Here is a 13,353-nt window from a genome sequence, read left to right on the forward strand (position 1 = left end):
AGAGCGGGCGACGGGATTCGAACCCGCGAATCTCAGCTTGGAAGGCTGATGCCTTACCCCTTGGCCACGCCCGCAATTGCACTCATAATTCTAATCGGCGCCTGCGCTGCGGTCAAGGAATCGCGACCAAATAAGATGACCTTATACTGGTTCCTGACGTACTTGACAAGCGGATACCCAATAATCTGATAACGGTCGAGTTCATTGATTATGAGAGCCACACCGTAACTCGCTAGCCGTTCCTTTATAGGGTATAATTTGCACGGAACGTCGAATCGTGATATTTGAAACTTTTGGTGTCTAAGGAGTTAGGAAGGTTGGCGATTAACCCCCTGAATTGGCTTTTGGGCTTGTTTTCCCTGGATATTGGAATTGATCTGGGGACGGCCAACACGCTCGTTAACGTACGTGGTAAGGGGATTATCATCAACGAGCCCTCGTGGGTAGCCGTTGATAAACGTACCAAGAAACCGCTCGCGATTGGTTTGCAAGCCAAAGAGATGGTGGGACGTACTCCCACCAATGTCATTGCTATACGCCCCCTGCGCGATGGGGTAATTTCCGAATTCGAGATCACTCAAGCCATGTTGGGCTACTTCATCGGCAAGGCGCACCAACAAACCATTGTTCCGATGCCACGCCCGCGTGTGGTGGTGGGTATTCCCTCAGGCGCCACCGAGGTGGAAAAACGTGCGGTGTATGATGCTGCAATGGCGGCGGGCGCGCGAGAGGCTTATCTGATTGAGGAGCCTAAGGCAGCCGCGCTCGGGGCAGGTTTGCCTGTAGCCGACGTGCGGGGTAGCATGATTGTGGATATTGGGGGTGGAACAACCGAGGTGGCGGTGCTCTCGATGGGTGGGGTGGTTGTATCTCGTTCCTTGCGGGTGGCAGGGGATGAGATGGATCAGGATATCATTCAGTATATCCGCAACAAGTACAATTTGCTTATTGGTGAGCGCATGGCCGAACAGGTCAAAATCAATATCGGATCGGCGTATCCACTACCCACCGAAAAAACAATGGTGGTACGTGGGCGCAACCTGATCAATGGTCTTCCCGAGTCGGTTGAAATCTCTTCGGTAGAAATCCGCGAAGCCATTGCCGGCTCCGTACAGGTTATCGTGGATACGATAAAGGACGCCTTGGACGAAGTCCCGCCGGAGATTGTTTCCGACCTCATGGAGACAGGCGTATGTTTAGCTGGCGGTGGGTCTCAATTGCAAGGGTTGGCGGAGCGCCTGACCGATGAACTCAACCTCCGCGTTTGGGTGGCTGAGGATCCAATGACCTGTGTGGCCCGTGGTACAGGGATCATCCTGGAAGAGCTGGATCGTTTTGCAGACTTCCTGGTGGATCTTGACCGCAATAGTCGCGGCTAATTCGCTTGGAGCATCGGGGTTGGCAGGAAGGCAATTTGACGGTATCCTAAACCCATGAAAGCGCCGGTATCGCGGTTTTGGCAAACCGCCTTTATGTTGATTGTTGCTGGTGGGTTGATTCTTCTGGCATTAAGCGGCTACCTGCAACCCCTCTTACGTAGTGTGATGTCACCGTTGGTAGGGGTACAGCAGTGGATTTCAAGCCGCTATATCGCGGCTTATCAGTTCTTGACGGCTCCGCGTGATATGGCCGCACTGCAGCAACGAAATTTTGAACTGGAACAACAAGTGGCTGAGCTGCAGGCTCAGGTGATTGAATTACAACAGCAACTCCGCGAGGCTCAGGTCATTTATGCCTTGCTTGATTTTGCCCGTTCTCATCCCCAGAATCAATATGTCGCCGCCAATGTCATTGGCCGTGATCCAAGCCCTTTCCTTTATTACATCCTTATTGATCGCGGCTCCGATGATGGGATTCGCCATGGGATGCCGGTGGTGACGAATCTAGGGCTGGTAGGACGTATTGATGCCGTTACTGCTGGCGCAGCACGGGTGCAGTTAATCACGGATCCAAGTGCTGTTGTCAATGTGCGTCTTCAGAGTAGCAAAGTAGAAGGGCAAACTCATGGTTCGGTGACCGGTGAGATCAGCCTGGAAATGATCCCTCAGGATACGGTGATTCAAGTCGGAGATCTGGTGTTAACCTCAGGTTTGGGCGGAACATATCCCCCTGACATCTTGGTTGGGCAAGTCAGCGATGTGCGCAAACAACCGAATCAACTGTTTCAGACCGCGGTTGTACAGCCTGTGGTTGACTTCACTGCACTTCAAGCCGTTCTGGTAATTACGAATTTCCGCCCGGTTCAAATTGCGCCTTTGATTCCGACCCCCATCCCGTGAGGTAAAGGATGTTAGCCGATTGGTTGGCTTTTCCGCTATTAGGGGGGATATTAATGATCCAAAGTGCGCTCATTAGCCGTCTCACCTTATTAAATGGGAGCGGTGACCTTATCTTGCTGGCGCTCATTGCTTGGGCGTTGCATGAGCGGGTTCCATCCACCCTGGCCTGGGTACTGGTAGGTGGTCTGCTGGTGGGGTGGGTTTCTGGACTCCCTTTATTGGTGCCTCTGGTTGGGTATGGGATTGTTGTGGCTCTGGCTAGGATTATTCGCCGTCAGGTCTGGCAAATTCCTCTCCTGGCGATGCTTTTTGTCACATTCTGGGGCACCTTGTTCTACCATGCCTTGATAATCGTCACATTGCAGTTTAACGGCACACCTATTACGTGGGCAGACGCACTCACCCATGTTACGCTGCCCAGTCTATTTCTTAATCTTATTTTTGCTTTTCCGGTGTATGCTTTGATGAACGATTTGGTAAATTGGTTGTATCCAGAGACGGTGGTGCGACATGCATGAACCTATTGAGCATCCCCAGCCTTTTGAGCATTGGCGGTTGACCGTTTTTTATGTGCTGGTTGGGTTGGTGATTGGTTTCTACATCTTGCGACTGTTCAACTTGCAGATTCTTCAGGGAACGAACTATCGGGTGCGGGCCGAAGATAACCGCACGATGGAGATCAGTACGCCTACCCAACGCGGTCTGATTTACGACCGAAACGGTTATCTACTGGCCAAGAACGTGCCTTCTTACAATGTGGTGATCACGCCTGCCGAACTTCCAATCGATGAAGGGGGGATCCAAGAGGTTTACCGCCAACTTTCCCAGCTTATCGGTGTACCGGTAAACAATGGCGAGATAAATGAAGAAACGGTACGAAACTTCACCCCGTGTGCCACTGACTTAGGGATTGCACAGATCGTTTATATTGGTGATACAAATGCCCCTTACAGTCCGATTCGCATCAAGTGCAACATAGATCAACAAACCGCGATGATCATACGCGAACGTGCGGCGGACTTGCCTGGCGTTGGTATTGAGGTTGAATCGGTGCGTGAATATCCTACCGGTTCGTTAACTTCAACCATTGTGGGCTTTCTTGGTCCGATACCAGCCAGTGAAGAAGCGGATTATCGGGCGCGAGGTTTTCTGCCCAATCGTGATAAAGTAGGATTTGCCGGGGTGGAGTACTCACTGAATGATCTTTTGATCGGTCAAAATGGCAAGCGCGTGGTTGAGGTAGATGCAGCGGGTCGGATTTTACGCGATTTGGAACCTCCAGTACAACCCGTGCCGGGATATTCGGTCAAACTAACCATTGACACACGCTTGCAGGCGGCGGCAGAGGCGGCGTTGGTCAATTGGATGGATCGCTGGAACCGCTACTTTGGTGAACAACGCTACACTAGCGGGGTAGTGATCGCCATGAACCCGAAAACGGGCGAGATTTTGGCGATGGTTTCATACCCCAGTTATGAAAATAACCGCATGGCGCGCTTCATTCCGGCGTACTATTATGAACAACTCCAACGTGATCCTTATCGTCCTTTGCTCAATCATGCCATTTCCGCTGAACACCCACCGGGTTCGGTTTTCAAATTGGCCGCAGCGCTGGGAATTTTGAATGAAGGTGTGGTCACCCCGGAGCAAAAAATCAATGATCCGGGGAAGATCACCATCGAAGAACGTTTTTTTGAGAATGATCCTAATCCGCGCACGCGTGACTATGTGTGCTATATTTATAAAACGACCGGAGGGGGACACGGTGATTTGGATTTCATCCATGCTTTGGCTCAATCTTGTGACGTTTACTTTTACAAGGTAGGAGGTGGATATAAAAACGAGGTTCCCAAAGGATTGAATATTTGGCGCTTGGGGGAGTACGCTAAAGCAATCGGGTATGGACGGGTACTGGGTATTGAACTTCCCGGTGAGCAAGATGGTTTGATCCCGGATCCGGACTGGAAGCGCATCAACGTGGGCGAAAACTGGTCGACGGGTGATACTTATATTGCGACCATTGGCCAGGGTTATGTGCTTTCCACGCCATTGCAAGTCTTGGTTTCCATGGCGACTATCGCCAATGATGGCAAGTTAATGAAGCCTACGATTGTGCGTGAAGTTCTGGACAGTGAAGGTAATGTGGTACAACCTTTTGCATCGAAAATGCTGTGGGATATTACCCAAGATCCGGTGATTCATGTTTATGACGAGAATTTCCTGCAAACCGGGGAAATGAAGACTATTGCGCCCTGGGTAGTTAAAAAAGTGCAGGAAGGGTTGCGCGAGGCGGTTGTTAGCGGAACGGCTTCAACCACTTTCGAGGGTTTTCCGATTCCTTCGGCAGGAAAGACGGGCACGGCGGAGTATTGTGATAACGTGGCTCAACAGAAGAATCTATGCCAACCGGGTAATTGGCCAGCACATGCCTGGTATGTGGGGTATGCACCATTTGATAATCCTGAAATTGCGGTCGTAGCCTTTGTCTATAATGGAGATGAAGGTGCCCGTCTGGCAGCGCCAGTGGTGCGCAAGGTCATGGAGGCCTATTTCAACCTGAAAGAGGTGGATACCGAAACGGTAGGAAGTAGCCAACCTTAAAATGGCAATTGGAGGAACAGGTTACCTCTGCTATAATGGTAAGCGGTATGGCCCCAAGTGATACGAAGGTATCCTTACCCTCAACTGCGGCAGACCGTCGGGTTCAGATCAAGGGCATCCGTGAAGGTCTGTTGGTGACGTTTGGCGAAGGCGACTGGTCGGACCTCCAATCTGCATTGTTGGCTCACATTCGGGAACAGGCGGCGTTCTTCAAAGGGGCACGGCTGGCTATTGATGTGGGCAATCATGTCCTTCATGCGGCAGAGTTAGGCTACTTGCGCGATAAGTTGATTGATTTAGAAGTGTCGCTGTGGGCGGTAATCAGCAACTCGCCGGTCACCGAACGTACGGCGCAGGTCTTGGGCCTAGCAACGCGTTTGCCGTTACCGCGCCCTGAGCGTGCGGCACGCCGTGGAGAGACAGAATTAGAGGGCGAAAATGCGGTTCTCGTCCAGCGGACGCTTCGCTCGGGTTACCGTTTGAGTACGCGAGGTCATGTCGTCGTTATTGGGGAGGTGAACCCCGGCGCTGAGATTTACGCCGGGGGAAGCGTAGTGGTGTGGGGACGCTTGCGGGGCACCGTTCATGCCGGCATCGAGGGTAATACCCAGGCTGTGATCTGTGCTTTGGAAATGGCGCCGGTTCAATTACGCATTGCCGATCAGGTGGCCGTTGTCCAAACCGGAAAGCGGCGTAAAAGCGAGCCCATGATGGCACGTTTAGAGAATGGCCAGATTATCCTGGAACCATGGAAACACAAATAATCGCGCGGAGAGGGAAGCGGAATGGTTGCAAAAGTGGTAACGGTGACATCTGGCAAAGGCGGGGTTGGTAAGACGACCACCACAGCGAATGTGGCGGTCGCCCTGGCTGCTTTGGGTCAGAAAGTCGTGTGCATTGATGCCGATATCGGATTGCGCAATCTGGATGTGGTATTAGGTTTAGAGAATCGCATTGTCTATGATTTGGTGGATGTGGTAGAAGGACGATGCCGCTTGCGCCAGGCGATGATTCGGGATAAGCGCTTGCCCGAACTCTACCTAATTCCAGCTGCCCAAACGCGCGACAAAAACGCCGTTTCTCCCAGCGATATGAGTCGCTTGTGCGATGAGTTGCGCCAGGAGGTGGATTGGATCCTCATCGACTCGCCAGCAGGAATCGAGCGAGGTTTTCGCAATGCACTTGCGCCGGCGGATATGGTGCTGGTAGTTACAAATCCGGAGGTTTCTGCCGTTCGTGATGCCGATCGTATTATCGGGATTGTGGAGGCGGAAGAAAAGGGGCCAGTGCGGCTCATTCTCAACCGCGTTAACCCTACCCTGACTCGCCGCGGGGATATGCTTAATGCGGATGATGTCTTGGAATTGCTGGCGGTGGAGTTGATCGGTATCGTGCCTGAGGATGAGAACGTGATTATCAGCACAAATAAAGGACAGCCCGTTGCCCTGGATGGAAAATCGCGGGCCGGGTTGGCTTTTCAAAATATCGCCCGGCGGTTAATGGGTGAGTCGGTACCTTTCTTAAATTTGGATGATGGGGATGGTTTCCTCAAACGCCTGACACGGTTATTCCGCTCCGGAGGATCTACAGGATGAGTAATTGGTTGGAGCAGTTGTTAGGGAAGAAATCTAAAAGCGCTGACCAAGCCAAAGAGCGCCTTAAGCTCGTCCTGATCCATGATCGTACGGATCTTTCACCCGCAGTGCTAGAGAGCCTGAAGAATGAGTTATTAGCGGTAATCTCTAGACATGTGGAAATTGATCCCGGAGCGGTGGTGATAAACTTAACCCAAGATGGGCGGGAGCAGCGTCTGGTAGCGGATATTCCGTTACGGCCGGCGCGCCGCCCACGGAGTGGATGAAGTAGGTTAAGTCAATGATTCTACGACGCGAAACCTGGCGCCGCTTTGATTTCTGGCTCTTCGGCGCAGTGCTGATCCTGTGCATTTTTGGCATCATCATGATTCGTTCGGCCATTGCTGGGAATGCTCAATTGGCCGAATCGGTTACACGCCAAACCATCTATGTCTCAGTCGGTTTGGTGGTGTTACTGGGCACGGCTTTGATAGATTACCGCATTTGGGGGTCTTTGACGCGCATTCTTTATGCTGTGGCGTTGCTCTCATTGATTGGCATTTATATTCTAGGACGGGCGCTTTTCGGTTCGGCACGGTGGTTTGACACGGGGGTGATTCTGATCCAACCCTCTGAACTGGTCAAAATCATCATGATTCTAGTTCTGGCTGATTATTTTGCCCGCACCGCTGACGCGCCGAAAAACCTGCTCTGGATTCTGCGAAGTTTCCTTTTGACGGCTGGTGTTGTGATCTGGATACTGCTCCAGCCCAACCTGAGCACCTCGATCGTCATTATGGTGATTTGGTTTTCCTTGTTATGGATCAGTGGATTACCCTTGCATTATCTGGTCATTTTCATCCTTTTGGGCCTCGTTGGAAGTGTGGCGGCTTTTCCATTCCTGGCTGATTACCAAAAAGAACGGATCTTAAGTTTCCTCTTTCCTGATCCCAACGCCCGCCATGGTAACGTCTATAATGTGGAGCAAGCTCTCATTGCCATTGGCTCCGGGGGGTTGTTGGGAATGGGTTACGGCAATGGCACCCAAGTGCAATTGCGTTTTCTCAAGGTCCGACATACCGATTTTATTTTCTCTGCGATGGCCGAAGAGTTCGGCTTTGTTGGCACGGTAGTTGTCATTGCACTATTGGTGTTTATCATTTGGCGTTGTTTATATGTGGCTCGCCACGCCAGCGACCGCCTTGGAGCGCTGATCGCCTATGGGGTGGCCACGTTATTATTCTTCCAAACTGCCGTCAATATTGGTGTCAATCTAAATGTCATCCCAGTCACTGGTTTAACCCTTCCGTTTGTCAGTTACGGGGGGAGCTCGCTGCTTTCTCTGGTGCTGGCGATTGGATTGGTGGAAAGCGTGGCGGTCCATCGCACCACACTCGATTTTTAATGGAGGCGTATGAACGATTATTCCAAACCGGCTCGTACCCGATTTGCCCCTTCGCCCACCGGGCATTTACACTTAGGTGGGGCGCGTACTGCACTTTATGCCTATTTACTGGCGCGTAAGACTGGTGGTCAATTCCTGTTACGGATTGAAGATACCGACCGCAAGCGTCTGGTGCCTGGTGCAGAAGAAGAGATTATGGAGGGGCTGCGCTGGCTGGGGATTGAATGGGATGAAGGCCCGGATATCGGTGGCCCTTATGGCCCTTATCGCCAATCCGAGCGCAAGCATATCTATCTGCAGTATGCTCAACAGTTGGTTGAACAAGGACATGCCTATTATTGTTTTTGCTCCCCGCAACGTTTAGAAGCGATGCGCCAGGAGCAACAGAGACGCAAGGAACCTCCGCATTATGATGGTACATGCCGCCGATTGGATCCGGCAGAGGCAGCGCGCCGTGTGGCCGCTGGCGAACCCCATGTGATTCGCTTCAAAACCCCCAAAGAGGGCACAACGACGGTACATGATTTTCTGCGCGGCGATATCACAGTGGAAAACCGCACCATTGATGACTACATCCTAGTTAAATCGGATGGTTATGCGGTTTATCATTTGGCCGTTGTGGTAGATGACCATTTGATGAAGATCACCCATGTGATCCGCGGTTCTGAATGGTTACCTACCTTCCCTTTACACGGGCTGATCTACCGTGCCTTTGGCTGGGAGGAGCCGATTTGGGTACACCTTTCGGTTTTCCTCAAACCCAGTGGCAAAGGCAAAATGAGCAAGCGCGAAGCAGCCGATTTGATGAAAGATGGCTATTCGATATTTATCAAGGACTTGAAGGGGCTAGGGTATCTACCTGAAGCGGTGGTCAATTGGATTGCTCTAATGGGGTGGTCCTATGACGACCATACTGAGTTCTTTACGATGCAGGATTTGATTGAGAAATTTACGTTGGAACGACTTAACCCTGCCCCAGCAGCCATTAACTTCTCAAAATTTGACCACTTCAACGGGTTGCATATTCGTGCGTTGCCCCCCGAAGAACTGGCACGGCGGGTTAAGCCTTTCTTCCTTGAACGGGGGTATCAGGTGGATGATGAACGCCTGTTGCGCATTATTCCGCTCATTCAGGAACGTATTGGTGGGTTGGATGAAGCACCAGATATGGCAGGTTTTTTCTTCAAAGAGGACGTTATCCCGCCGGCTGAAGATTTAGTAGTCAAAGGGCTAACTGCTGTGGAGTCCTTAGACCTAGCCCGGCGAATTTTGAAGGCTTTGGAAGCCTTGCCCGATATCCGGGCCGAGGTGGCAGAACCCTATATGCGCGAATTTGTGGCCGCCAGTGGCCTAACTGCAGGACAGGTGTTTGGATTAATGCGTGTGGCGATCACAGGGCAAAAGGTTAGCCCCCCGCTGTTTGAGAGCATGGAAGTGATAGGACGTGAGAAGGTGTTACAGCGTATGGCTCAGGCAGTGCGTTTACTCGAGACGCTGGTGCAGGAGGAGGTGTCGTCTCAAAGACCTCTGGACACACCCCCCGAGTCGTGATAAAATAGTGAACGTCAGACGCTGGGGGCTCGTCTAATGGCAGGACAGCAGACTCTGGATCTGCGTGTGGTGGTTCGAATCCATCGCCCCCAGCCTGAGAATCGAACAGGTTGCCCCATTATGGAGCAACCTGTTTATTTTTTCAAGAAGTCAGACCTGGAAAGAGAATCAACATCGAACTTGGAATAAGGCATTCTCACCCAATCAAACCGGGCTATCTGACCAAATGATCAGGCAGCCCGGTTGAATACCTGGTATGCCTATGGCTTTAAATCGTTCCCTCTTCGCACAGGATTTTGAGATTTTCTAGGGTTTGTTCAATGGCGCGTTCCTGCATCCGTTCAACCAGAAGACGATTGGCAATGCGACCTAACACGGCACCGGGAAGGGTATAACTGATGTTGATGCTCACTTCTGTGCCATCATTCTTGGGGACGTAGTCCCATGTTTGTTCGCCGTCTAACGGTCCCTCAATTTTCCCCTTCCACTGCCCACCATTCGGACCAATGGAATCCACTAATACCCGACTGGTGACCGGGAACCGCATTCCTGCCATCAGGTAATAGTGTTTCACCACGGTTCCTACTTCTCCGTGTCCATTGATCTCTTCTGGTTCGCTGAGGCCAGCGTAAAACGTTGCCCAACGGTTTGGATCTCTCGCCATCGCATATACTCTCTCCACAGGGGCATTAATGTAAATGCTTTTCTTGACGTGAGCCATGGTCATATCCTTTCTAGTACACACTAACATGATTTTCCTTAGTTGATCGGGCCTATCCCGTTTTCCAGAAATCACTTGCCAGGACGAATTGGTTCAGGCACGGCCGGGGAGGGCCCCCAAAGTTCCCCAAACGCGTTGTGGGTTACTCCATAGAGTTCGCTCAACACTTTTTGATTTTCTTTATGAGTAAACCATGTTGACCAATCCTGTAGACTGGCAAACTCATAGGTAGCCACAATTTGAGGTGTACCCAGCCATCCGCGGTATCCCCGGAATTCCACAACACCTGGAACCCCCAATGTGCGCGGGATAGCGCTGCTTAGCCAATTTAAGTAGGCATCTTCTTTTTCAGGGTGGATATTCCACTTCACAACATACAAGATCATCGCTATTCACCTCCTTTTCAAGTAGTTTTCGAAGGAACCTTGCTTTACGAAGATGGACCTATGTTCCCTTCCGGTCCCATGGCTGGCTTTTTCCTCTTCATCAGACTTTCCCTCCCGACCAATATTTCTAAATCCCATCATGGTTACAGGGAAAAGGAACACGCCAGTATCTGCTTTTCGTCCTTCTAATAAGCAGGATAACCTATCTCTATCCACAAAATGGCTACAAATAGTAGAAAAAGTGCTTTCTTATTGAATTAGTGAGAATCTTTGCACAAGATATCTCTGGCGTTGAAAAGGGTCTGAGATCAATTGAGATTTTTTCTCAATCAGATGTTTGGCTTGCTCGAGGTATTTGGGGGCTTCGTCAAGTCGGCCTAAGGCTTTTAACACTTTGGCATGAGTTATATAAACTTCCTCAGTTGGTAACCACCCTTCGTAGGCGTGAGGAAGAAGATGAACAGCGCGAGACGTATGTTCTAAAGCCGACTCCTGCTCTTCCCGGGCTAAAAGAGATAAACCCATTTCCAACTCTGCCCACATTTCGCATATTGGGAGGGAAAATTGCTGAGCAATACCTAATGCCTCGTCTGAGTAAGTAAGCGAATTTGGAAAATTTTCTGCTACTCGTTCAACCCGAGCCAGTGCCGTCAATCCCGCCGCCAAATTCTCGTTACATTGACTTAATCGTGCCAATTGTACGGCTTCGCTTAATGTAGCTCGGGCTAGTTCAAGGTGTAAATCGGAGAGTTCCACCAAACCCAAACCGATCAACGCCTCGGCCCAACGACGCCGATGAACTACCCCACGTGAACGGTCAACCGCATTCTGGAATCTAGCGCGGGCTTCAGGAATTTCGCCGAGCTGATAAAGTGCGAATCCCCAGCCTATTTCCGCTGCGATTGCACCATGTTCCTGGAGCAAAGCCTGATGCAACAGAACAGTTTCTTGAAAACATTCGATTGCCGAAAGGTAATCTCCTTGATACAACTTCCAATAACCCGAGTAGGTACGGGCATAAACCGCGGCTGGTTGAGCGCTGATGCAATGGGCCAATTGAAGGCTCTGTTCCAAATGGGTTTTAGCCTCCAGAAAATGGCCAAGTTTCAAGTGTAAGAAACCCAGATCCAGTTCTGCCCATGCCATGCCGTTATAGTGTTTATTCATTTGATGACAATGCAAAGCCTCCTGTTGATGAACCAGGGCTTGGGCATATTCCCCTCGATGCAGCAACATATATCCGAGATGATGTTCAATGGGTCCCCGCACCTTAGGATCGGGATTGGGACCGATAAAACTTTGAGCCATTTGAAGGGCAGAAAAACCCTCCTGGGGTTGGCCTAGAAGGTAATGGGCGAAGGCTATCTCGACGAAGAGAAGTGCCAGGGTTGAGGTTAAGGAGGAAGATGAATCATCCATTGGGAGGGTTCGGGTTCCCTTTTTCGCCAGAAAGATGGCTTTTTCGTACTCACCTCCCAGATTGAAATAGCGAACCTGATGAAGCAAAGCGAGAAGAGATAACGTCTTTTCCGGAAGTTTTTCGGCCAGAAGCAGTACCGATTTCAGGTCGGCATCCCGATCGGCAAGCCTCCCTTGAAGGTAACAATAAAAGGCATGTTTGAGCAAGACGAGACCGCGTTGCAGGATGTTATCAGGTTGATTTTTTTTGAGGGTCGAGTATGTCCAACAGTGACAGCATGCGGCTTTGGAATTGCTCTGCTTCTTTCCGGGCAAAAAGTGCTTCGGCTTGTTGGATAGTCCGCTCATACCAGGATAAGGCTTGTTTGGTTTCCCCACCCAGATCAAAATGGTTGGCTACCAAACCTGGTTCTTCGGGAGTCAGCCGTGTAAGCATCCAACCCGCACGGCGATGGAGGAGTTGGCGGCGTAACGGACTAAGGGCTTCGTAAACGACTCGTCTAACCAGTTCGTGGTGAAACCGGTACTCCGGACCCTGCTCGATAATTAACTCTCGAGCCACCAGTTCATCCAGTCCGTTCACCACTTCCATTTCCCGACGTCCAGCAATACCACGCACCAAATCAAAGGTGAACCTGAGACCAGCAATGGCTCCAGCTTCTATGATCTGACGGCCCAACGAACTCAATCGTTGAATGCGAGCCTCAACCGCTTCTCGAACGGTATCGGGCAGAGGGATCCCTTTTTCCGTGCCCCATTTCTCCGGCAGCCACCCTCTCTCCATCATGGCTTTTAGAACTTCGATGAGAAAAAATGGGTTTCCCCCGGAAACAAACCGGAGATGTTCTGCAAATTCCTCCCAGCCAACCGTTACACCGCCAGTTAAGTGAGAAAGAATTTGAAGAATGGAAAAGGTATCCAGGCCGGTTAATTGCAGTTCATAGAGTGCCTGGGCAGCGTGTAAGCCCTGACGAAGTGGGAGAACCGTCTCCGCTTCTTCGCTGCGATAAGTGCCCAAAACCAATACGTGGTGTCCATGGATTTGACACCCCAAATGAATTAACCAATCGAGTGTGGCACTATCTGCCCAATGAAGATCTTCCAAACAAATAATTAGGCAAGCATAGGAACGTAAAAACACAGGCGAGGTGGATAACCCTATGACAAAATGGGTTAATGCTTCGAACAGCCGACTTCGCGCCTCTTCTGATGCGGCAGGTAGGGGAGGAGGAAGATCGGGATAAAACCTGCGTAATTCTGGAAGAATACGAGTCACTTCTACTAGCCAGATTTGATCCAGAGTTCGAGGTAACCATTGGAGAAAAGGCGATGGGACATCTTTTTCCGTCAGACTACAGAGGCTGCGAAGGGCTTGAATAATAGGGAAGTATGGCAGTGTTCGCACCTCTGGACGAAC

General features: G+C 50.8%; 13 protein-coding genes and 2 tRNA genes. 10 read left to right on the top strand and 5 right to left on the bottom strand.

Annotation, left to right across the window (positions count from 1 at the left end):
• Positions 1-2 precede the first annotated feature (2 nt).
• Positions 3-74 (bottom strand) — tRNA-Gly (locus AC01YT_RS10285).
• A 243-nt stretch (positions 75-317) separates the two neighbouring features.
• Here AC01YT_RS10285 and mreB point away from each other — a divergent pair.
• The 10 genes from mreB (at position 318) to AC01YT_RS10335 (ending at position 9,503) form a co-directional block, all read left to right on the top strand.
• Entirely contained in the window at positions 318-1,379 is a 1,062-nt protein-coding gene (gene mreB, locus AC01YT_RS10290; protein ID WP_476675163.1) for a rod shape-determining protein MreB, read from the top strand.
• Between the two features lie 54 nt (positions 1,380-1,433).
• On the top strand, positions 1,434-2,279 hold the full coding sequence (mreC, locus tag AC01YT_RS10295) for a rod shape-determining protein MreC (RefSeq protein ID WP_476675165.1): 846 nt from the start codon (positions 1,434-1,436) through the stop codon (positions 2,277-2,279).
• 8 nt (positions 2,280-2,287) lie between these two features.
• Entirely contained in the window at positions 2,288-2,797 is a 510-nt protein-coding gene (locus AC01YT_RS10300) for a hypothetical protein (RefSeq protein ID WP_476675167.1), read from the top strand.
• On the top strand, positions 2,790-4,880 hold the full coding sequence (gene mrdA, locus AC01YT_RS10305) for a penicillin-binding protein 2 (protein WP_476675169.1): 2,091 nt from the start codon (positions 2,790-2,792) through the stop codon (positions 4,878-4,880). The genes AC01YT_RS10300 and mrdA overlap by 8 nt, the downstream gene beginning before the upstream one ends.
• Positions 4,881-4,927: 47 nt before the next feature.
• On the top strand, positions 4,928-5,644 hold the full coding sequence (minC, locus tag AC01YT_RS10310; RefSeq protein WP_476675171.1) for a septum site-determining protein MinC: 717 nt from the start codon (positions 4,928-4,930) through the stop codon (positions 5,642-5,644).
• A gap of 21 nt (positions 5,645-5,665) precedes the next feature.
• Positions 5,666-6,475 carry a septum site-determining protein MinD gene (minD, locus tag AC01YT_RS10315; RefSeq protein ID WP_476675173.1) on the top strand — a complete coding sequence of 270 codons (810 nt, stop codon included), beginning with the start codon at positions 5,666-5,668 and terminating at the stop codon, positions 6,473-6,475.
• Positions 6,472-6,741, top strand: a complete 270-nt coding sequence (gene minE / locus AC01YT_RS10320) for a cell division topological specificity factor MinE (RefSeq protein WP_315625848.1) — start codon at positions 6,472-6,474, stop codon at positions 6,739-6,741. Before minD ends, minE begins: the two co-directional genes overlap by 4 nt.
• Before the next feature lie 14 nt (positions 6,742-6,755).
• Positions 6,756-7,859, top strand: a complete 1,104-nt coding sequence (locus AC01YT_RS10325; RefSeq protein ID WP_476675176.1) for an FtsW/RodA/SpoVE family cell cycle protein — start codon at positions 6,756-6,758, stop codon at positions 7,857-7,859.
• Between the two features lie 9 nt (positions 7,860-7,868).
• Positions 7,869-9,410 (top strand): glutamate--tRNA ligase, encoded by a 1,542-nt coding sequence (gene gltX, locus AC01YT_RS10330; RefSeq protein WP_476675177.1) that lies wholly within the window; start codon positions 7,869-7,871, stop codon positions 9,408-9,410.
• A 22-nt stretch (positions 9,411-9,432) separates the two neighbouring features.
• Positions 9,433-9,503 (top strand) — tRNA-Gln (locus AC01YT_RS10335).
• 175 nt (positions 9,504-9,678) lie between these two features.
• On the opposite strand, the gene AC01YT_RS10340 is transcribed toward AC01YT_RS10335, so the two are convergent.
• The 4 genes from AC01YT_RS10340 to AC01YT_RS10355 all read right to left on the bottom strand — a co-directional run.
• Positions 9,679-10,161: an SRPBCC family protein gene (locus AC01YT_RS10340; protein ID WP_476675179.1), complete on the bottom strand. Its 483-nt coding sequence runs from the start codon at positions 10,159-10,161 to the stop codon at positions 9,679-9,681.
• Positions 10,162-10,202: 41 nt separating this feature from the next.
• Positions 10,203-10,517, bottom strand: coding sequence for a hypothetical protein (locus AC01YT_RS10345; protein ID WP_476675181.1), 315 nt, complete (start codon positions 10,515-10,517; stop codon positions 10,203-10,205).
• A 249-nt stretch (positions 10,518-10,766) separates the two neighbouring features.
• Positions 10,767-12,143, bottom strand: a complete 1,377-nt coding sequence (locus AC01YT_RS10350; protein ID WP_476675183.1) for a tetratricopeptide repeat protein — start codon at positions 12,141-12,143, stop codon at positions 10,767-10,769.
• Positions 12,144-12,168: 25 nt separating this feature from the next.
• A partial coding sequence (locus AC01YT_RS10355; protein WP_476675185.1) for an ATP-binding protein occupies positions 12,169-13,353 on the bottom strand: 1,185 nt, incomplete at its 5' end.

Source organism: Thermanaerothrix sp. (assembly GCF_056331585.1).

Bases quoted from the DNA above. Each gene is read 5' to 3' on its own strand.
- AC01YT_RS10325 (WP_476675176.1), top strand. From the start codon at position 6,756: ATGATTCTACGACGCGAAACCTGGCGCCGCTTTGATTTCTGGCTCTTC.
- mrdA (WP_476675169.1), top strand. From the start codon at position 2,790: ATGCATGAACCTATTGAGCATCCCCAGCCTTTTGAGCATTGGCGGTTG.
- minC (WP_476675171.1), top strand. From the start codon at position 4,928: ATGGCCCCAAGTGATACGAAGGTATCCTTACCCTCAACTGCGGCAGAC.
- minD (WP_476675173.1), top strand. From the start codon at position 5,666: ATGGTTGCAAAAGTGGTAACGGTGACATCTGGCAAAGGCGGGGTTGGT.
- AC01YT_RS10345 (WP_476675181.1), bottom strand. From the start codon at position 10,517: ATGATCTTGTATGTTGTGAAGTGGAATATCCACCCTGAAAAAGAAGAT.
- minE (WP_315625848.1), top strand. From the start codon at position 6,472: ATGAGTAATTGGTTGGAGCAGTTGTTAGGGAAGAAATCTAAAAGCGCT.
- AC01YT_RS10340 (WP_476675179.1), bottom strand. From the start codon at position 10,161: ATGTTAGTGTGTACTAGAAAGGATATGACCATGGCTCACGTCAAGAAA.
- AC01YT_RS10300 (WP_476675167.1), top strand. From the start codon at position 2,288: ATGTTAGCCGATTGGTTGGCTTTTCCGCTATTAGGGGGGATATTAATG.
- mreC (WP_476675165.1), top strand. From the start codon at position 1,434: ATGAAAGCGCCGGTATCGCGGTTTTGGCAAACCGCCTTTATGTTGATT.
- gltX (WP_476675177.1), top strand. From the start codon at position 7,869: ATGAACGATTATTCCAAACCGGCTCGTACCCGATTTGCCCCTTCGCCC.